This is a genomic window from Pseudomonas sp. GW821-FHT01C01 (assembly GCF_059422645.1).
On record NZ_JBWKXF010000010.1, the window covers coordinates 136,051 to 156,736 of the forward strand.

17 protein-coding genes are annotated in these 20,686 nt (G+C 60.0%); 4 read left to right on the forward strand and 13 right to left on the reverse strand.

Annotated features, from left to right (window positions below; genetic code table 11):
* Positions 1 to 250: 250 nt before the first annotated feature.
* Positions 251 to 1,219, reverse strand: a complete 969-nt coding sequence (locus AC07XF_RS10050; protein ID WP_046041939.1) for a LysR family transcriptional regulator — start codon at positions 1,217 to 1,219, stop codon at positions 251 to 253.
* A 331-nt stretch (positions 1,220 to 1,550) separates the two neighbouring features.
* On the opposite strand from AC07XF_RS10050, the gene AC07XF_RS10055 reads away from it, so the two are divergent.
* The 4 genes from AC07XF_RS10055 (at position 1,551) to AC07XF_RS10070 (ending at position 6,461) form a co-directional block, all read left to right on the forward strand.
* The gene (locus AC07XF_RS10055) at positions 1,551 to 3,050 is read left to right on the forward strand and encodes an efflux transporter outer membrane subunit (protein WP_495026339.1); all 1,500 of its coding nucleotides are present in this window, start codon (positions 1,551 to 1,553) and stop codon (positions 3,048 to 3,050) included.
* Positions 3,051 to 3,190: 140 nt separating this feature from the next.
* A complete protein-coding gene (locus AC07XF_RS10060; RefSeq protein WP_495026340.1) occupies positions 3,191 to 5,383 on the forward strand; it encodes an FUSC family protein in 2,193 nt (730 codons plus the stop codon).
* Complete coding sequence (locus AC07XF_RS10065; protein WP_007989920.1) at positions 5,373 to 5,573, forward strand: DUF1656 domain-containing protein; 201 nt, start codon at positions 5,373 to 5,375, stop codon at positions 5,571 to 5,573. Before AC07XF_RS10060 ends, AC07XF_RS10065 begins: the two co-directional genes overlap by 11 nt.
* A gap of 24 nt (positions 5,574 to 5,597) precedes the next feature.
* Positions 5,598 to 6,461, forward strand: a complete 864-nt coding sequence (locus AC07XF_RS10070; protein WP_495026341.1) for an efflux RND transporter periplasmic adaptor subunit — start codon at positions 5,598 to 5,600, stop codon at positions 6,459 to 6,461.
* A gap of 85 nt (positions 6,462 to 6,546) precedes the next feature.
* Here the strand turns inward: AC07XF_RS10070 and AC07XF_RS10075 are convergent, their stop codons facing one another.
* The 12 genes from AC07XF_RS10075 to algG form a co-directional block, all read right to left on the reverse strand.
* Positions 6,547 to 7,287, reverse strand: coding sequence for a hypothetical protein (locus tag AC07XF_RS10075; protein WP_495026342.1), 741 nt, complete (start codon positions 7,285 to 7,287; stop codon positions 6,547 to 6,549).
* Between the two features lie 51 nt (positions 7,288 to 7,338).
* Entirely contained in the window at positions 7,339 to 8,823 is a 1,485-nt protein-coding gene (locus tag AC07XF_RS10080) for a hypothetical protein (protein WP_495026343.1), read from the reverse strand.
* Between the two features lie 152 nt (positions 8,824 to 8,975).
* Positions 8,976 to 9,374, reverse strand: coding sequence for a DUF4440 domain-containing protein (locus tag AC07XF_RS10085; protein ID WP_495026344.1), 399 nt, complete (start codon positions 9,372 to 9,374; stop codon positions 8,976 to 8,978).
* Between the two features lie 149 nt (positions 9,375 to 9,523).
* Complete coding sequence (locus tag AC07XF_RS10090; RefSeq protein WP_495026345.1) at positions 9,524 to 10,348, reverse strand: SDR family oxidoreductase; 825 nt, start codon at positions 10,346 to 10,348, stop codon at positions 9,524 to 9,526.
* A gap of 35 nt (positions 10,349 to 10,383) precedes the next feature.
* Positions 10,384 to 10,848: a multidrug transporter gene (locus AC07XF_RS10095; protein WP_495026346.1), complete on the reverse strand. Its 465-nt coding sequence runs from the start codon at positions 10,846 to 10,848 to the stop codon at positions 10,384 to 10,386.
* A 293-nt stretch (positions 10,849 to 11,141) separates the two neighbouring features.
* The gene (locus AC07XF_RS10100; protein WP_495026347.1) at positions 11,142 to 12,593 is read right to left on the reverse strand and encodes a mannose-1-phosphate guanylyltransferase/mannose-6-phosphate isomerase; all 1,452 of its coding nucleotides are present in this window, start codon (positions 12,591 to 12,593) and stop codon (positions 11,142 to 11,144) included.
* 191 nt (positions 12,594 to 12,784) lie between these two features.
* On the reverse strand, positions 12,785 to 13,441 hold the full coding sequence (locus AC07XF_RS10105) for an alginate O-acetyltransferase AlgF (protein ID WP_495026348.1): 657 nt from the start codon (positions 13,439 to 13,441) through the stop codon (positions 12,785 to 12,787).
* Positions 13,442 to 13,455: 14 nt separating this feature from the next.
* A complete protein-coding gene (locus AC07XF_RS10110; RefSeq protein ID WP_495026349.1) occupies positions 13,456 to 14,631 on the reverse strand; it encodes an alginate O-acetyltransferase in 1,176 nt (391 codons plus the stop codon).
* An 11-nt stretch (positions 14,632 to 14,642) separates the two neighbouring features.
* Positions 14,643 to 16,208, reverse strand: coding sequence for an MBOAT family O-acyltransferase (locus AC07XF_RS10115; RefSeq protein WP_495026350.1), 1,566 nt, complete (start codon positions 16,206 to 16,208; stop codon positions 14,643 to 14,645).
* A 293-nt stretch (positions 16,209 to 16,501) separates the two neighbouring features.
* Positions 16,502 to 17,623 carry a mannuronate-specific alginate lyase gene (locus AC07XF_RS10120; RefSeq protein WP_495026351.1) on the reverse strand — a complete coding sequence of 374 codons (1,122 nt, stop codon included), beginning with the start codon at positions 17,621 to 17,623 and terminating at the stop codon, positions 16,502 to 16,504.
* A gap of 8 nt (positions 17,624 to 17,631) precedes the next feature.
* The gene (locus tag AC07XF_RS10125) at positions 17,632 to 19,080 is read right to left on the reverse strand and encodes an alginate O-acetyltransferase (protein WP_007989937.1); all 1,449 of its coding nucleotides are present in this window, start codon (positions 19,078 to 19,080) and stop codon (positions 17,632 to 17,634) included.
* A gap of 10 nt (positions 19,081 to 19,090) precedes the next feature.
* Positions 19,091 to 20,680, reverse strand: coding sequence for a mannuronan 5-epimerase AlgG (gene algG / locus AC07XF_RS10130; protein WP_495026352.1), 1,590 nt, complete (start codon positions 20,678 to 20,680; stop codon positions 19,091 to 19,093).
* Between the last annotated feature and the right edge of the window lie 6 nt (positions 20,681 to 20,686).

Sequence of the window (20,686 nt, forward strand, 5' to 3'; positions counted from 1 at the left end):
TTTTCGCGAGCAAGCTCGCTCCTACAGAGACCGCCGCCATCGGCCATCCATGCCGGGTTGCCCACTGCGTAAAAGCAAAAGCGAGGCGGCCTACCGGCCGGCCTGATTGTCTGGTTCGGTGTACACAGTACCTGTGGGAGCGGGCTTGCTCGCGAAAGCGGTGTATCTGCTCACAGTGATGTTGAATGCAAGAACGCCATCGCGAGCAAGCTCGCTCCCACAAAGGATCAATCTGTGAACTGAGAGATCATCAATTCGCCACCCGAACCCCACCCAGGCTCCCGCTCAATTCATACGCCGCCAATTCCGCCTGATGCGCGGCCAGCAATTCCGGCAACGATCCGCGCAAATACTCGACCCAGGTCTTGATCTTCGCATCCAGGTACTGACGCGAAGGGTAAATGGCGTACAGGTTCAGTTCCTGCGAGCGGTAATTGGGCATCACGCGCACCAGGGTGCCGTTGCGCAGGCCTTCTATCGCGGCGTACAGCGGCAGGACGCCAACGCCCATGCCGCTGATGATCGCGGATTTCATTGCGTCGGCGGAGTTCACCAGAAACGGTGAGCTGTTGATGGTGACCATTTCCTGGCCATCAGGACCGTCGAAGGCCCATTTTTCCAGCGGAATCACCGGGCTCACCAGGCGCAGGCAGGCGTGGTTGAGCAGGTCGCTGGGTTTTTGTGCGCAGCCGTTGGCTTTGACGTAGGCCGGCGAAGCGCAAACGATGCTGTAGGTGATGCCCAGGCGCTGGGAGACGAAGCCCGAGTCCGGCAGTTCACGGGCGAGGACGATGGACACGTCGTAGCCTTCGTCGAGCAGGTCCGGCACGCGGTTGGCCATGGTCAGGTCGAAGGTCACGTCCGGGTGTGTCTTGCGGTAGCGGGCGATGGCGTCGATCACGAAGTGCTGGCCAATGCCGGTCATGGTGTGCACTTTCAGTTGCCCGGCCGGGCGTGCGTGGGCGTCGCTGGCTTCGGCTTCGGCTTCTTCGACATAGGCCAGGATCTGTTCGCAGCGCAACAGGTAGCGCTTGCCGGCTTCGGTCAGGGCGATGCGTCGGGTCGTTCGGTTGAGCAGGCGGGTTTGCAGGTGGGCTTCCAGGTTGGAGACCGCGCGCGAGACGTTGGCCGTGGTGGTGTCCAGTTGTACGGCGGCGGCGGTGAAGCTGCCGGCTTCGGCCACGTAACTGAAGGCGCGCATGTTTTGCAAAGTGTCCATGGGGTGCTCTCGGGTGCGATGGCAAATTGTGACACGAAGTTTCGGGGGCGGTGACCCCTACCTACGGATTATCTCGTTAACGGTAACAAAGATTCACAGGAATCCCAGCTTATCGCCCTTCAGGCCTCCCCATAGAATTGCGCAACTTGGGCAACCGGGGCTCGACCCACCGCATAACCTGTGGGAGCGGGCTTGCTCGCGAAGAGGGCATCACATTCAACAGAGATGTTGACTGACAGACCGCCTTCGCGAGCAAGCCCGCTCCCACAAAAGCGGATCTCCGGTTTCCAGAAAATCTCATGCCTTCCCCCTATTTCAGGAAATCGCAGCAGTGCCGCGTCGCATCAGCAGAGCGCTTCAGCCGCTCAGTGTTTTGGCTTTAACCCTGGCAATCAGCGGCTGCATCGGAACCGGAGGTATTGCCCCGCAGGACAAGGCGCTGGAGGTCAATTCACTGGCCACTGACGAAGCGATCCAGAGCGCCGCGCAAGATGCGCACTGGCCTACCGCGCAATGGTGGCAAGCCTATGGCGACCCGCAATTGAATCGCTGGATCGACCTCGCCCTGCAAGGCAGCCCGACCCTGGCCATGGCCGCCGCCCGGGTGCGTCAGGCCAAGTCCATGGCCGGTGTGGCCGAAGCAGCCGAGTCGCTGCAGATCAATGGCGATGCCACCCTCAAGCGTCACAACTGGCCTACCGACCAATTCTACGGGCCGGGTGAGCTGGCCAACTCCACGACCTGGGACAACAACGCGGCGCTGGGTTTCAGTTATGCCCTTGACCTCTGGGGTCGCGAAAGCAATGCCACCGAGCGCGCCGTGGACATGGCGCACATGACCGTCGCCGAAGCGCGACAGGCCCAGCTCGAATTGCAGGACAACATCGTGCGTGTCTACATCGAGTTGTCGTTGCATTACGCCCAGCGGGACATCGTCGAAGCGACCTTGAAGCAGCAACAACAGATTCTCGAGCTGGCGCAAAAGCGCCTGAGCGGTGGCATCGGCACCCATTTCGAAGTTAGCCAGGCCGAGACGCCGCTGCCGGAAACCCATCGACAGATCGATGCCCTCGATGAAGAAATCGCCTTGAGCCGCAACCAGCTCGCAGCCCTCGCCGGCAAGGGGCCGGGAGAAGGCGCGCAATTGCAGCGGCCAACGCTGTCGCTGGGGGCGCCACTGAAACTGCCGTCGTCGCTGCCGGCGCAATTGCTCGGCCAACGCCCGGACGTGGTTGCCAGTCGCTGGCAAGTGGCGGCGCAGGCGCGGGGTATCGATGTTGCCCATGCCGGTTTCTACCCGAACGTCGATCTGGTCGGCAGCCTCGGCTACATGGCCACCGGTGGCGGGGCCCTGGAGTTTTTGACCGGCAAGAAACTCAACTACAGCGTAGGTCCGGCAATTTCGTTACCGATCTTCGATGGCGGACGTTTGCGCTCGGAGCTGGGTGAAGCCTCGGCCGGCTATGACATCGCCGTGGCCAAGTACAACCAGACCCTGGTCAATGCCCTGAAGAACATCTCCGACCAGTTGATCCGCCGTGAGTCCATGGACAAGCAACAGGCTTTCGCCGCCGAGTCGGTGGCCACCGCGCAGAAGACCTACGACATCGCGATGATCGCCTACCAGCGTGGCCTGACTGACTACCTCAACGTGCTCAACGCCCAGACCTTGCTGTTCAAGCAGCAGCAAGTGCAGCAGCAGGTACAGGCGGCGCGTTTGAGCGCCCATGCCGAACTGGTGACGGCGTTGGGCGGTGGCCTTGGTGCCGGCAACGACGTGCCGAACGACAGCCAGACCCAGGCGCCGAAAACCCCGAGTCTTTTGCGTTGAACACAAAACCTGTGGGAGCGGGCTTGCTCGCGAAGGTGGTGTGTCTGATGACACTTTTGTTGCCTGACACTCCCTTTTCGCGAGCAAGCCCGCTCCCACAGGTTCCGAGTTTTGGCTGATTTTTCACTGAGCAGGATTTGATGACTCCCTTGCCCGCACCCTTGCGCTGGCTTTACTCCCTTGAATGGCGCCGGGGTTTCTTTGACTGGGCACGCAGCGACGGCGTGACCTGGGTCTACATCTTCAAGGTGTTGTTCGCGGCATTCCTGACGCTATGGCTGGCCATGCGCCTGGAGCTGCCGCAACCGCGCACGGCGATGATTACTGTGTTCATCGTCATGCAGCCGCAAAGCGGTCATGTGTTCGCCAAGGGCTTCTATCGTTTTCTCGGCACTTTGGCCGGGTCGTCGGTGATGGTCGCGTTGATTGCGCTGTTTGCGCAAAACACTGAACTGTTCCTCGGTTCGCTGGCGATCTGGGTTGGTATCTGCACCGCCGGTGCCGCCCGCTGCCGCAACTTTCGCGCCTACGGTTTCGTACTCGCCGGATACACCGCAGCGATGGTCGGCTTGCCCGCGCTGGCTCATCCGGATGGCGCGTTCATGGCCGCGGTCTGGCGGGTGCTGGAAATCTCGTTGGGCATTCTTTGCTCGACACTGATCAGTGCCGCCATCCTCCCGCAATCGGCCAGTGCGGCGATGCGCAATGCGTTGTATCAGCGCTTTGGTGTGTTCGCCTTGTTCGTCACCGACGGCTTGCGCGGTCGCAGTCAGCGCGAGGCGTTCGAGGCCGGCAACGTGCGTTTCATCGCCGAAGCGGTGGGCCTGGAAGGCTTGCGCAGCGTCACGGTTTTTGAAGACCCGCACATGCGTCGGCGCAATGGCCGGCTCAGTCGCTTGAACAGCGAGTTCATGGGCATCACCACGCGCTTCAACGCCTTGCATCAATTGCTCGAACGCTTGCGCAGCAGCGCGGCGGACCAGGTGGTGGCGGCGATCAAACCGGGCTTGCAAGACCTCGCCGAGTTGCTCGACGGCTTCAGCGGTCGCGCCCTGACCAGCGCCGATGCGGCGCGTCTGGTCGCGGTGCTTACCGCCTACAAGGAAGGTTTGCCGGCGCGGGTGCGCAGTCTTCGGGCGACGTTCCAGCAGGGCAATCCGAGCGATGCCGAACAACTGGATTTCCATACCGCCTACGAGCTGCTGTATCGCTTCGTCGACGACCTGCACGGTTATGCGCAGACCCATGCGTCCCTGGCCGATCACAGTCACGAACGGGAGCGCTGGGACGAGCCGTTCACCCGGCAAACCAACTGGCTGGCCGCCGCGGCGTCGGGTATTCGTGCGTCGTTTATTCTGGTAGTGCTGGGCAGCTATTGGGTGGCCACGGCCTGGCCGAGTGGGGCGACCATGACCCTGATTGCCGCCGCCACCGTTGGCCTGGCTGCGGCGACACCGAACCCGAAACGCATGGCCTTCCAGATGGCTTGCGGGACGCTGCTCGGGGCATTGATCGGCTTCGTCGAGATGTTCTTCATCTATCCGTGGATCGACGGTTTCCCATTGCTGTGCATGGTGTTGGCCCCGGTGATCGTGCTCGGTTCGTTCCTCAGTTCACGGCCACAATACGCCGGAGTTGGCCTGGGGTTGCTGATCTTCTTCAGCACCGGTTCGGTGCCGGACAACCTCACGGTTTACAACCCCTACACCTTCATCAACGACTACATCGCCATGGTGCTCGGCATGCTGGTGTGCGCAGCGGCCGGGGCGATCATTCTGCCGCCCAACAGCCGCTGGCTGTGGCGCCGGCTGGAGCAGGATTTGCGCGCTCAGGTGGTGTACGCCATCAGCGGCAAACTCAAGGGGCTGGCATCGAGTTTCGAAAGCCGTACCCGCGATCTGGTGCACCAGGCCTACGGCTTTGCGGCGGGTCAACCGCAAGTGCAGCGGGACTTGTTGCGCTGGATGTTCGTGGTGCTGGAAGTCGGCCACGCGATCATCGAGTTGCGCAAGGAGCAGGCGATTCTGCCGGTGCATCCGGCCTATGCCGAATCCCAGCCGTGGCGTCAGGCGATCCGGGTGATGGGACGCGCACTGGTGCGGTTGTTCCTGCAACCGAACAGCAGCAACCTCGAGCGTGCACTGATAGCCGTCGATCACGCGATCAACCGTGTGCAGTCCACCGACGAACCCTTCGCCCCGCACTTCGATACCTCGGCGTTGCGCCGGGTGAAGAGCTACCTGCACTTCATCCGCACCTCTCTGCTCGATCCGCAATCACCGCTCGCCGCCTTCGCACGCAGCCAGCCCCAAGGACTTGAACATGCCTCGTGAAATCGCCTTCCACGGCGTGTACATGCCGACCATGACCCTGATGTTTTTCATTGCGGCTCTGCTTGCCTGGGCGCTGGACCGGTTCCTGTCCGGGTTCGACCTGTACCGCTTCTTCTGGCACCCGGCGTTGCTGCGCCTGAGTCTGTTTACCTGTCTGTTCGGCGCCATGGCGCTGACTGTCTACCGTTGACTCTCTATCACTGAGAATGCCCCGATGAAAAAGTTTTTCAGCCTGCTTGCGACCTTGCTGGTGCTGGCCCTTGCGCTGTGGATCGGCCGCTCCTTGTGGGAGCACTACATGAACACGCCGTGGACCCGTGACGGCCGCGTGCGCGCCGACATCATCAACGTCGCCGCCGACGTCACTGGCGAAGTGGTAGACGTGCCGGTGCGTGACAACCAACTGGTGAAGAAGGGCGATTTGCTGATGCAAATCGACTCCGAGCACTACCGCCTCGCGGTGAAACAGGCGCAATCGCTGGTTGCCTCGCGCAAGGCGACGTGGGAGATGCGCAAGGTCAACGCCCATCGTCGAGCCGATATGGACAACCTGGTGATCTCCCGGGAAAACCGCGACGACGCCAGCAATCTCGCCGACTCGGCCCTCGCCGATTACCAGCAGGCCCAGGCGCAACTGGAAGCCGCCGAACTCAACCTCAAGCGCACTGAAGTGCGCGCCGCGGTGGACGGTTACGTGACCAACCTCAACGTGCATCGCGGCGACTACGCGCGCATCGGCGAAGCGAAAATGGCCGTGGTCGACATGAACTCGTTCTGGGTCTACGGCTTCTTCGAAGAAACCAAACTGCCCCACGTGCGCGTCGGCGATAAGGCTGACATGCAACTGATGAGTGGCGAAGTACTCAAGGGCCACGTGGAAAGCATCTCGCGCGGTATCTACGACCGTGACAACCCGGAGAGCCGCGAACTGATCGCCGACGTCAACCCGACCTTCAACTGGGTACGCCTGGCGCAGCGGGTGCCGGTGCGGATTCACATCGATGAAGTGCCGGAGGGTGTGGTGTTGGCGGCCGGGATTACTTGTACGGTGGTGGTGAAGCAGGATGGCGGGGCATAACCGGTAGATCGGGTCGCTGCATTCGCGCGCAGGCTCGCTATCAAAGGACACCTCTATCCCGGTGGATAGAGGTGTTTTTTATCGTTTAGCGCGGCCAGGCCATGAGATTGGGAAGGTTGCGCAATGCCGGATCCTGCCCCGATGCCGGCGGATAGAGAAGTTGAATGGACACCGGTAAATCCTTGTCCGGTTCCAGCAAGTACTGATCACCAGGTGGCGTGTGCAATTCCATCACGCCTTCTGAACCGTCATGCACCACATCCAGCCAGGGATTGGCAAAGATTTTCGTCCCCAGCGGCAAGTCGGAACTTGAGAATCTCCACTGGGTAAACGTCCTGCCATTGGCTCTCAGGATAACGTCATAGCTGTAGATCCAGCCTTTGCTGACCTGATCCTGCCACGTGCCTTTGAACGCCTGGAAGGCTTGAATCTCCTGCTCTTCAATCCTTGCCAGGACAGGGCAGTAGATATCCTCCTGATAGGTCGGCTGGTAATAAACGATCCCGCACAACTCGGCGATCGAGGAACCGGACAGGTTCTTGTCGGACTTCAATGTCACCGTACGTTTGCTATTCCATCCCTGTGACTGCACATCGCTAATCGCGATGGTGCTGAAATGTAAGGGGGCATGGTTGATCATTTGCGCACCCGTGGCCGGCATGGAGGCGTGCAGCAGGCTCACATCTTTCGAGACCCGGAACTGCAGGCGCGACCCGACAGGAGGGGGTGCACCATCGGTTTCAAGGGCGAAGCCGAGCGTCACCGGTACACCTTTCTGGATGCCGTTAACAAAGTTGTCCATTTTGATGTTGAGTAGTTTTGTCATTTCAAAATCCTTTTGAAAAAACGTGATCCCGCGTTCGCGGCTTAAGGTTGATCAGCCCGGATAGGCATAAATATGCCCCAGTGCGCCGCCCAGCCCCAGGGTGTTGCCCGCCAGTAGAACGCGCCCGTTGGCTTGAAGCTGAAGCTGAGCCGGGGTGGTCACCAGTGGCGTGTCTTCCTTGATGCTGCCGTGTTGGCCGAAGCTGCGGTCAATCAAGCCATTGGCCTGATAGCGAGCGGTGTACAGGCGCTGGGAGCCGCCCGCGGTGAGGATTTTGCCATCGACCTGTTTTTGGCCGCAGACCCATTCGTTGCCATGCTCGGGATCGAACAACGTCAACACTGGCCGGCCTCCATTAAACGCAGAGTGAGGGTTACCAGTAGCGTCCAGGCCCACCAGCAGACCCCAGTTCCTGTACGCGGTGCTGGCTTGGCCAATACCGACGACCTGACCTTCAGTTGTATCAATCAGATCATGAAAGATCACCGTGCCATTGGGTATTTTTAAGGTCGAAAAGCCAGGCGTTGCCTGATCGCCAAAGCTGTTGTCCAGTTCGCCATTGATGGAGTAGCGCGCGATATAACCCTGTGTTTCTGAAGTTGGGGTTTTGGCACTTCCGGCGATCAGGATAGTGTTGTCTTTTACTAACAGTGCATTCACTGAAGTATCGATGAATGTCGGATGTTTAATTTCGACTCGACCTGTCTTATTGAAAGATTTGTCAAAGTCGCCATGAGTATTGATGCGTATTGCCACTGCGGTGCAAATATCCCCATCGAGATAAGTTGCACTGATGAGGATTCTTCCATCTTCCATTATTTGCAGTGTGCTGGAGTCGCTGACCAGTTCGCCGAGGGAACTGTTATCGAGCATCACGCAGCCTCGCTGGCCAAAGCCTTGGTCGACTGCACCGTCGTGGTCGAAGCGGGCGATGACCAGGCGTTTGGGGCTGTTGATGTCGGCTTTTCGCGACCAGCCGAGCATCAGGATGTGCCCGTCTGCCTGCATCGCCAGCCTACCGCCGGCCGAGTCGTAGCCATTGGCGAAGTTGCCAAGCGCCAGGCCGTTGTCGGCGAAGGAGGTGTCTACGCTGCCGTCGGGATTGAAACGCGCCAGGCCATAAATCCCTTTCAGGTTACGGGCGAGCCAGGCACCGACCAGAATCTTGTCGTCCTCCAGTACTTTGATTCCTTTTACGTGCCGGTCGATATCAAGTTCGTGCTCCAATTTGAATAACGTGATGGCACCTTCGTCGCCAAAGTCCGGATCACGCCCGTTGGTAATTGGAAAGTTAAATGAGTTGTGAGTAATAACGTCCATATTATTGCCTTCATCTAATTTGGTTTTTGGAATTGTTAGTTGTAACCCATTGAATGATGGGTTAGCAGGCAAGTTATAGGGTTGGTTGCTACTTGGCGAGAAGGGTTTGTTGATTGAATGTTTTGGATTGTTGCTATTGTCCTGTGGCGGTGTTGCATACAAAAGTAATCGCCACAGGAGGCTTCGGATACTGTTGGTGGTGGGGGTTTGATGCATGACTTGCAGACCGAGTCGCCTGCTTCGCGAGCAAGCCCGCTCCCATATTTGATCTCTTTCGTGTGCAAGTTTTGAGTTCACTGAAAATCCAGTGTGGGAGCGGGCTTGCTCGCGAAGGGCGCGGCGCGGTCCATCAGGCAGGCGTCGGGCATTCACTCCTTGCAAAACGTCTCATGCAGATGCCGCCAGATCACGCGGCCATCGGCGTGTTTTTCAAACACAACCGTGGAGCGGCGATCCGAGTGCAGTCCGGTGGCATCGGTCTGTTGTTCGCGGTAACTCACGGTCGCGCCAGCGTCGTGCAACGCGATGCCACGCAACTCGCTGAGTTCGATCCGGAACCCGAGTTTCTTGCCGCCTGCCAACGTGAACAATTCGTTCAGCGCATCAAAATCCAGTACCCGACCGAGGGGCGAGACCATGGAAAATTGCGGCGAAAAACGGGTCAGCAGTTTTCCGAGTTCGGACGTTTCGCGTTCCTCGGCCAGCCATTGTTCGATGGCCACGTGGGCCTGGATCACTTCGTCGAAGTATTCGGTGTAGTCGGTCATCGTGCTGTTACCTGAAGTTTTGTAGGGACTGTGCGGGCCTCTTCGCGAGCAAGCCCACTCCCACATTTGATCTCTTTCGTGTGCAAGTTTTGAGTTCACTGAAGATCCAGTGTGGGAGTGGGCTTGCTCGCGAAGGGGGCGACGCGGTGTCAGAGCTGCCCACGCAACCCGAACCGCTTCATCAGCCCGGATTCGAGCAAACCCTTGGGCAACAAACTGGCCATCAGCGGCAACGCACGACTGCCATTGCCCAGGCGCACCAGCCGTGGTGGCTTGCCTTGCTGCACAGCCTTGAGTAATCCGGCAGCAAACTCACTGGCCGGGGTCGGTTTGTCCTGGGAAGCCCTGGCCCGGGCGCGTATACCTTCGCGCAGCGGAAACCACGGCGATTGTTCACTGATCAATTGCTCGGCTTCCTGCCCGGCATTCTTGGCAAAACTGGAAGCGATGGCCCCCGGCTGGACTTCCATGACCCGCACGCCGAACGGCGCCAGCTCCATGCGCAAGGCATCGCTCAAGGCATGCACGGCGGCTTTCGAGGCGCAGTAGGCACCGGCGAATGGCGTGACCAAAACACCGGACACGCTACCGATATTCACCACCAGTCCCTTGGCCCGGCGCAGCACCGGGAACAAGGCGCGGGTGACGCCGACGATGGCGAACACATTGGTTTCGAACTGGCGTTGCATGGCTGGTACACCACCATCAAGCAGCGGCCCCATGGCGCCATAACCCGCGTTGTTGATCAGCACATCGAGGCCGCCGGTTTGTTGGTTGATTCGCTCGCTCAAGGCTTCGAGCGCCGCAGCGTCGTTGACGTCCAGTTGCACGGCGGTGAACCCCGCGGTAGTGAGTGCCGCGACATCTTCGGCCTTGCGGGCACTGGCCCAGACTTCATAGCCGGCGACCTTGAACGCATCGGCAAGGGCACGGCCAATGCCGCTGGAACAACCGGTAATCAACGCAACGGGCATGGCGCATTCCTTGTGCAAAAAATGGGGGGGAGGGATCAGTCGGAAAAACTGCCCTGCAATCGCTCGGCGCGAAACTCCAGGGTTTCCGGACGGTAGCCAGGGCGCAGTGGCGGCAGCGGCAAGCAATCTTCCCAGTTGCCACCGGCTTGCAATTCGCCGGGGCCACGATAGCGCGGAGCGGTGTATTGATTGTCGGCCAGGTTCACCGTATCGCCCGGTGCGTAAGCCGCGACCCGCCAGCGCAGCTCGGTCAACGGCACGTCGTTGCCGTTGTTCATGGTCAATTGCAGTGGCCGGTCGGCGGGACACTGCTGCGGCGCGTAGCTGATGCGCAGCTCAAGACGTTGCAGTTGCTTGAGTTCGCGGTGGTCCATCCAGATGACCCAAGTGGCGACGAGGCCCAGCCCCACGGCGGCAGCCATGGAAACGGGCAAGGCCTTGGCCGGATAGCGCAACAACAGGATCAGCCAGGTGATGACCAGCAGGACACCGATGAACATGACGCGCAAACCTCGGGAGCAGAGAAGAGCATCCTACCTAAGCGTAGGTGCGATTGGCGATGGGAGAGATTTGCGCGATGACTGCAGGGGCCCCTTCGCGGGCAAGCCCGCTCCCACAGGTTTTTTGGTTGTTCACGAATGTTGTATTCCACCCGGTCTTCTGTGGGAGCGGGCTTGCCCGCGAAGAGGTCAGTCGAGGCACTACAAAAACTCAGTACAAAAAAAGCCCCCGAACCACCCGCTGCGGATAGGGAACGCAGCAGGTGGATCGGGGGCTCAAGGTTTACAGATGCTTACTGCGCGATAGTCTTCACCGCAACCCCACGCTCAACCGGCGTCGACCGCCCGTAGATATCTTCGAACCGCTCGATATCGTCTTCGCCCAAATAGCTACCCGATTGCACTTCGATGATCTCCAGCGGAATCTTCCCCGGATTGCGCAAGCGATGCACCGAAGCGATCGGAATGTAGGTCGACTGGTTCTCGGTCAGCAGGAACACGTTCTCGTCACAGGTCACCTCGGCAGTGCCGCTGACCACGATCCAGTGTTCAGCACGGTGGTGGTGCATTTGCAGCGACAGGCACGCGCCCGGTTTGACCGAGATGTGCTTGACCTGGAAGCGCCCGCCCATGTCCACCGAGTCGTAGGAGCCCCACGGACGGTAGACCTCGCAGTGGTTCTGGGTTTCGCTGCGGCCCTGTTCGTTGAGGGTGTTGACCATCTGTTTCACGCCTTGGACCTTGTCCTTGTGGGCGATCATCATGGCGTCCTTGGTTTCGACCACGACGATGTTTTCCAGGCCGATTACCGATACCAGTTTGCCGTTGCCGTGGATCATGCAGTTGCGGCTGTCCTGGATCACCACATCGCCCTTGGTGACGTTGCCGTTGGCGTCTTTTGCATTCACTTCCCACAGCGACGACCAGCAGCCGACATCGCTCCAGCCAGCGGTCAGCGGCACGACGCAGGCGCGTTGGGTTTTTTCCATCACCGAATAGTCGATGGAGTTGTCCGGGCAGCAGGCGAAGGTGGCTTCGTCAAAGGTGATGGTGTCGGCATCTTGCTTGCTGCGTTCGAGTGTCAGCAGGCAGGTGTCGTAGATGTCCGGATCGTGCTTTTTCAGCTCTTCCAGGAAGCGGCTGGCGCGGAACAGGAACATGCCGCTGTTCCAGAAGTAACCACCGGACTGGACGAACTCGGTGGCGCGTTTCACGTCGGGTTTTTCGACGAAGTGCGAAACACGGCTGACGCCTTCAGGCAGCAGCGAGTCGTTGGTCGACTTGATGTAGCCATAACCGGTTTCCGGCTTGGTGGCCGGCACGCCGAACAGCACCATTTCACCGTTTTCGGCGGCGACGGTGGCCAGGGCCAGGGCGCGTTGCAGGGCTTTCTGGTCTTCCAGTACGTGGTCGGCCGGCAGTACCAGCATCAGTTCATCGCGACCTTCGTTGACCAGCATCATCGCGGTCAGGGCCACGGCCGGCGCGGTGTTGCGACCGAACGGTTCCATCAGGATGCGCTGGGTTTCCAGCTTGCGCGCGGCCAACTGCTCGTTGACGATGAAACGGTGGTCCTTGTTGCAGACCACGATTGGCGTGTCCATGCCTTCGAACACCAGGCGTTCCAGGGTTTGCTGGAAGAGGGTGTGTTCGCCGGTCAGGGCCAGGAACTGCTTAGGGAATTGTTTACGGGAAAGCGGCCAAAGACGTGAGCCACTACCACCTGACAAGATCACCGGAATCATGTTGTTACTCCTTTAATATCGATTGGTTAGAGCTACTGCGTTCTGTCGTTTCACTCTTGTTTTTGTTTCGTAGCCCGAATGGCTGACTCTGTTCCTTTGTAGGAGCCGGCTTGCCGGCGAAGGGGGCCTTGAGGACGCCTTCGCTGGCAAGCCAGCTCCTACAGGTGCCGGTCAGCAATCCGGCAAATGTATTAGCGCGTCGATACCGGGCGTTTCACCCAGACCGGCGACAGGCTGCTGCCGTTGCCGGTGACGTACAGCACCGCCGCCTCACCGCGTTCCAGGGCGACTGGTTTCACGTCGCCGACTTTGGTGGTGCCGTCATAGAGCGCCAGGCTGACTTTCACCGGGTTGATTTCACGCTCGCCACGACCCTTGGGCGCAACGTTCGGGACCACGTCGGTCTTGCCATCGGCGGTCTTCAGGGTCAGCGCCTTGTCGCTGAGGTTTTGTACGCGTACCAGGGACTTCTGCTTGTTCTTGAACGGCGGCTCCTCGATCAGTTGCGGTGCGCCGCTGGCGTTGTTGACCAGGGTGTAATAGTGGTCGCCGGCCAGTTTCACCGGCAGGGACTGGCTACCGACCTTGGCGCTGTAGTCGCCGCCCGGCATGAAGCTGAAGTCACTGCTCGACAGTGGCGCGACATCGCTCAGGTTGGTGCTGCCGACGGTGGCGCTGACTTCGGCGTTGCTCGCGTTGTAGATACGCACGAAGGTCGAGCCTTTCGGCGCGGTCGGGCCGTATAGGGCGGCGTCGCCACCGGCGAAAGCCTGCACCGACAGCACGCTGAGGCCGGCAACCAGGGCAAAGCGTTTAGCGAGACGACGCGGAGTTGTAGTGAAAGTCATGGTGTACCTCTCTTTCAGTTTTGCGCCCGGTCGGGCGTCTCGGATTTGTTGTTGATGGCTACGTTTTGTTGGCGCGCGCCGGCTTGTTTAAGCTCTGCGACCCACTGCGGGTCGGCGTCGCCGATTTCGTTGTTCACAGGCAGATATCGTTCAGGGAACTCCCAGATCAGCACCTGTGGCGGGCTGTTCTTGAAGGCATCGCTTTTCAGGTAGCTGAGCATCGGCAGAATCGGGCCGTGACCGTCTTCGGCGTAATTGACCACGTCGCTGTGCAGCGCCTGCTTGAGCGCACCGACGAAGTTCCAGTTGGGGTTGGCGCTGTAGCTGGTGCCGATCAGGGCCACCGGCACTTCGGTGTTGGCGAACAGGGCATCGTCACCGGCCGGCTGGTCGTCCGCCGCCACGGTGTTGCGCTTTTGCAGTGGCTCTTGCGCCGGCATCAGGTTTTCGAACAGCGGGTCGAGCGGCAGGAACAACTGCAGGTCACCCTTGTGTGTCACGGTCTCCGCAGGTTCGGTCACGAAGCGCTGCGGCTCGCCGCTCAGCGGGTACTGGTCGGCGATGGTTTTGGCCAGGCGGTTGGCGGCGATCTCGGCACCTTCCGGAGTCCAGTGGGTGTCGGTGCGCAGGAACACTTGCTGACCGTTCTGCTTGGCCTGTTGCAGCGGGCCGAGCAAGTCCGGGGCCGGAATCCGGTCAGCGGCCAGGCGCTGGTGGAAGTCCTTGTAGAGGTTGGCGTGGATGCTCGCCGGTTTCACTTCACCCAAGTGCTCCGGGTACAGGCGCACCTTGGCCGGGACCACTGCCATCACCAGTTGCACGCCTTTCTCTTTCAGAGTCTGGCGCACGCCTTCGACCAGCGCGTAGTTGCCTTGCAGGTTCAGTTCTTCGTTGACCACCGGATGGAACTCTTCATCGCTGTACAACCACTGGTCGCGGCCGAGCACTACGCCCGGACGACCTTCGTTGAACAGTTTGAAATCCAGTGCGGCCCAAAGATTGGTACCCAGGCGCTTGATCGGGAACTCGTCGTCGTAGTGGGTTTCCACGGCCTTGGTCCAGCGGCCGTTGAGCACTGTCGCATCGGCGTTGGTACTGAAGCCGAAGAAGCTGCGCACCGACCACAGACCGAGCACCAGCAGGGTCACCAGGAACAGCGCGATGTAGAAGATGCGTAATGAGCGGGTCATGGTCAGATCCCTCAGAACTGGAAGTAAAGGAACGGCGAGAAGCTTTGCGCCGAGAGTTTGAGAATCGAGGCGATGAACAGCAGCAGCACCAGTGCACGCATCACGTAGCGCGACCAGTCAGCGCTCCAGTAGGCCGGTTGCACCTGGGCTTCGACGCCGACGGTGTAGCCAGGCTGATGGATGCTTGCCGGGTTATCCCCAGGCACGGCCTTGATCGTTCCCGGTGTCGCAGCGGCCGGGCCGTCGGCGTCGACGTTCACTGCAGGCTTGGTCTTCACCGGAGGCTGATTGGTGTAGAAGTCGCGCAGGCCGAAGAACGCCAGGGTCACGTAGGCCACGATCAGGGTCGCCACTTGCAGGCCGGTGAGGCTGGCCTGGTTGAGTTCCGACAGCGACCAGTCGCCGAAGCTGAACATCGCGCCGTACATACGACCGGCGACGTGCAGGTTTTCCGCGCGGAAGATCACCCAGCCCATCACCACCAGCAGGAAAGTCAGCACCCAGCGGATCGGGTTGAAGCTGCGTGGCGAAGTATTCAGGCCAATGGCTTTTTCAATCGCCAGCCACATGCCGTGCCACGCGCCCCAGACGATGTAGGTGATGTTCGCGCCGTGCCACAGACCACCAAGCAGCATGGTCAGGAACAGGTTGCGATAGGTCATCAGCGTGCCTTTGCGGTTACCGCCGAGGGTGATGTACAGATAGTCACGCAGCCAGGTCGACAGGCTGATGTGCCAGCGCCGCCAGAACTCGGTGATCGACTGGCTGACATACGGCTGCTTGAAGTTTTCCATAAAGCGGAAACCCATCATCAAGCCCAGGCCGATGGCCATGTCGCTGTACCCGGAGAAGTCGAAATACAGCTGCGCGGTGTACGCCAGTGCACCGAGCCAGGCATCGCCCGTGGTCGGGTTTTGCAGGGCGAAGCAATGGTCGGCCACTACCGCCAGGGTATCGGCGATGAAGACTTTCTTGATGAAACCCTGCATGAACCGCGTGCAGCCCTCGGAGAACTTGTCGAGGGTGTGGGTGCGGTTGTTGAACTGGTCGGCCAGGTCGCGAAAACGCAAAACCGGGCCGGCGATCAAGTGCGGGAAGATCGCCACGAACGCCGCGAAGTCGATCAGGTTACGGGTCGCCGGAGTGTCGCCACGGTAGACGTCGATGATGTAGCTGATGGACTCGAAGATGTAGAACGAGATCCCGATCGGCAGCAGCACGTGGGTCAGGATGAATGGCGAAAGACCCACTGACGTCATCATCGCGTTGATGCTGTCGACGCCGAAGTTGGCGTACTTGAAGTAACCGAGGATGCACAGGTCGACCGCCACGCCGAGCAGCAGCCAGCGCTGCGCCGGTTTGGTCCTGACCCCGGCGGCACCGACTTTCAGGCCGATCCAGTAGTTCCACAGCGTGACGCCGGCGAACAGCGCGAGGAAGTCCACACGCCACCAGGCGTAGAACACGTAACTGGCAATCAGCAGCAGTAAATTGCGATAGCGTTGCCCGCTCAGGTAGTACAAGCCGAGGAAGATCGGCAAGAACAAAAACAGGAACACGTTGGACGAAAAAACCATCCCGATCTCTCCTTGTTTGACAGGTAGGAGCTGGCTTGCCAGCGAAAGCGGTGCATCAGTTACACCGGGTCAGGCCATTCGCCGGCAAGCCGGCTCCTACAGCGTTAGTCAAGGGCCAACGGCCCCCCCAAACCCCCCATCGAAAACCGAGGGATGTATTGCATTCAAAGCCAGCGCAAAATCCTTGTAGGAGCTGGCTTGCCAGCGAAGGCGTCTTCACATCCGATAGAGATGTCGTCTGACACTGCGCTTTCGCTGGCAAGCCAGCTCCTACAGGGAGGTTGTGTCTGGCTTTAGGAACCCTTGCCCTTTTCATTGGCCGGGTCGTAGACCTTGGTCAGGTCACCGCCGAGGCGGAAGGTCTTGAACGGTTGCATCTTGTGCTTCTTCGCCAGCACCTCGGGCGAGCAGGTGTAGAGCGAGCAGTACGGTTCGAGCCAGGCGAATTTCATGTCCTCTTTCAGGTCGGTCATGTCCTGTTCTTTGCCGTTCTTTTTCTCGAACTGGTCCGGATCCTTCACCCCGGACAACACCCGGTCACCCAGGCGTTTCAGTGCGCCGTTGTTTTCCTGACGCAGATCCACACCGTTGACCTGGGCGAAACTGGCGATCATCGCCAGCGGCGGCAGGGCGTAGTTGTGGTAGGCCAGCGCTCGTTGCTGACGCTTGAGTTCGTTGGGCAGGTAGCCGTCGGCGTCGACCTGATTGGCGCCGACCTTGTATTCCTTGACCGCCCAGTCGAACAGGTCGCGACGGTTGGTGGCGACGGAAGTGGCCATCACCGACCACGCCGCCCAGTACGAGTGGTTGTTGGTCTGGTCGAGCGGCAGGTTGTCCCAGTCGCTGACCACCTGGTCGGCCATCTTGCTGAACCAGGCTTCGATCACTTGCGCTTCCTGTTGGTGGGTGGCCAGCGGGTGGGAGTCGGAAAACTTCAGGCGGATGTACGCCGACGCCATGCTGCCCAACGCCCATTTGCGCATCGACTTGCCGGTGTGGTTGAAGTCCTTGGACATCAGCGCGTCGGCCTGTGCCCAGGCCGTCAGCCAGCTCAATGTGCATTCCAGTTGTTCCGGGCGACCGTCGCGCATGAACTGCATCACGCGCTTGCTGGTGCCGCGCTCGATCTTGGTGATGTCGGCGGTGCTGTCGCGGAAGGCTTTTTCCGACTGCACGTTCAGGGTCGCGCGGGCCTTGTCCGAACCTTCGTACTTGCTGCGAAATTGCAACGAGCCGGTGTACGGCGTCGGCATCGCATCGCAGCCTTCGCTGTTGTCGCCCGTCTTGAATTTATCCACAGGCGCAAAATAGCCTTGGGGTGGACGCAGTGGCGCCGCCGCTTGCGTGGCCCCGGCGAACATCGCCAGGCTCAAAAGCGTGGGTGCCAACAGTGTTGAAAATTTCGGATTGCGCATAGCAGACCTCATTGCCCGACCGAAGCAGTACGCTGCTCGGCGCCCGGGAATACGTTGCGTTTGCAGATTTTCGCTTCGACTTTCTGAGGCGCGGCACCGGCTTCGGGGCCCTGGACTTCAACGGCCAGCAGGTTCTGTGAAGCCCAGTCTTCGTCCGTGCGCAACTCGAAAGCGAAACGCCCGTCAGTCTCGGAGGTTTCCGGTTTGTCGATCTTGATGTCCTCGTGGCGACCGTTCATGTACCAGAGGGTGGCTTGCAGGGTTTTCACCGACGTATCGGCGAAGCGGATGTCGACTTGGTGGCTGCTGTTGCGCAGGTCCATGTTTTTGCTGTTGACCATCAACTCGTTTTTGCCCGGCTTGAGCGTGGCGCTGCCGGACATCTGTGCATCCTTGCCTTCGCAACCGTTGTCCAGCAACGCCATCATCTGGCGGTAGATGGTTTCCTGGTCGAGGCGGTACAGCGGCGAGAATTCCCAGATAAGAATCTTCGGCGGGTTCTTCTGGAACTCGTCACTGCCCAGGTACTGCAGCATCGAACCTTCCAGGCCGCCGCCGGGGAACGCTACGTTGAGGATGTCGGCGCCGATGGCCTCTTCGAGGAAACCGGCGAAGTTGTAGTTCTTGCCACTGTGGGAGGTACCCACGAGGGTGATTTGCGGGTTGCCGGAATCGCCGAACAAGTCGCCATCACCCGCTTCGCCTTTCGGCTCGGTGGTGAATTGATCCATGTACTGGATCGCGTAGCTGGTGCCACAGAGTTGACCGGCCATGTTGTGCAACGTTCCGGTCTTGCCCATGCGACCCGACTTTTTGGTCTCGAATTCGCGCTTCGGAATGTCGGCGAATTCAGGCAATTGCTTGACCTTCTCGGCGACGATTTTCGCCGTGCGCTGGGCACCGTATGGGGTCCAGTGCTGGTCGCCACGGAAGTAAAAATCGTGGGCGGGCAGGGTGTCGGGCAACGACTCGTTGGTCAGCGGCGACAGGTCCGGAACGACGTAGCCCATCTGCGCGAAACGGCCGAGCATGGACTTGTAGTTCTTCAGCGCCTTGTCGAAGTCGAAGCTGGCCTTCTCCGCCGGGTTGAGCTTGTTGCGGTTCACCAGGCCACGGGTAGGTTGATAAACCACAACGAGTTCCACGCCTTTGCTCTTGAACGCATCGTGCAGTTGTTTCATGCGTTTGTAGCCGGCGGGCGTGGTGTCGAATTCGGTGCGCAAGTCTTCTTGCGTACGGAACAACCAGTCACCCTGAGCCTGCACCAGCGTGGTGAAGTTCTGCTGATAACGGGTGGTGTAGTTCTTCGGATCATGAGCGGCCGGGCACAGGCTGCAGCACGGCTCGGCGGAGAATTTCGGTGCTTGCACCTCATCGGCGCGCGCACCGGTGCTGGCCGCGAGAATGCCGGCGGTCAGGGCCGACAGGCTGAGTAGTTTGATCAAGTGTGGGTGCATAAGATTATCCTCAGTCCCGCATTTCGGTCTGGCGTTCGACGGGGTCGATCAGCACGGCTTTCTGCTGGCGCACCAGCAGGTCGAGAATTTCATCCTGGCGATCGCCAAGGATGCCGGTGAAGCTGATGCCGCTGGATTTGGTCGGCGCGAGCATCGACACGCGATACAACTCGACGCTCAGCGGCGAGTCGATGGACAGTGGCCCGCTGCCGTTGGCTGCCAGTTCACCGCCGACCACGATCAGCGACACCTGGGCGTCGAACGGGTCGAGCTTGATGTCACGGTCGGTGTTGCTCAGGTCCTTGATGTGGCCGTAGACGCCGGTCAGGCCGTTGGCCATGGCGACGTTTTCGTAGAGGCGAATGTTCACGCTGTTACGAATGCGGATGCCGTGGCGCTTGTTGCTCAGCACGCGGTTGCCCCACAGCAGGTTGTCGGCACTCTCGTAGAGGGTGATGCCGTCGGTGTGGTTCTGGTAGATCTCGTTGTGGGCGATCAGGTTGTTCACGCTGTTACGGTCGATCACCAGCCCCGAGAGGTGGTTGTCGTAGCTGCGATTGTTGAAGATGAAACTGTCGTTGACCTCACGGGAAATAATGATCCCGTGTTTCTTCTTGGTCCCGTACACCGTGTTGTCGGCAATGATCAGACCGTGGGAGCGGTCATGCGGGTCGATGCCGTAGACGATGTTGTCTTTGTAGGTGTTGCCCTTGACCACGAAGTCGCGGGTTTCGTAGCAGTAGAAGCCGTACCACATGTCCGAGAATTCGGAACCGACGATCCAGCCGGTCGGCTCAGGACGCTTGAGCACCTTGGCCATGTTTGGCGTGTACTGGGAAATACTCACGCCGTAGGACTTACTGTTGGCGTAGCCAAAACTGGCGATCTTGCTGTTGGCGATGTAGGTCTCGGTGCCGCCCCAGGACAGCAGGAACGGGCGGAATTCCTTCGGCGAGTTGAACGTCGCCGGGCCGTTGTCCTTCTCGCGCCAGCCAGTGATTTTGGTGTCGCGCACAAACAGCTGGCCGTCGTTGACCAGGAACGCGCCGCCCTCCTGGGACAGGCGCAGTTCCTGGGTCTGCTTGTCGATTTCGAGGATGCCGTGGCGACCGACCACAATCGGCAACCGGGAGAGGAACACGCCCGGCGAGGTTTCGCTGAAGTACTGCTTGGGGACCTTTTTCGCCAGGTCCTTGAGGTTCATGTAGCCGTCGTCGACGAAGATCGCCTGGGGGATGCCGTGCTGACGCACCACCCATTCGGCCATCTTGTTGTCGCCACCGATGAAGTCCTTCAGGGCGTCTTCCTGCATCATCCGGCGCAGGCTGATCTTGCCCGGTTTGCTGCGCACGATCTTCGCGGCGATGGCCTCGGCGGTGTAGCCGGAAACGTCCGGCAGCTTCGGCGTGGCCAGTTCCAGCGGCGCGGTCGGTGCGCTGCTGACGGTGTAGGTCTTGGCCTGTTGCAGTTCCTTGGCCGTGGTTACCGGCTTCGCCGGTTCCACTTTGGCCGGCTCTACATTGGCGAAGCCAGTCGCGCTGGCCAGCAGCATCGCGCCGGCCAACAGGCTGATCGAGCCTTTTCGGGCTGGATGATTCATCTGGGA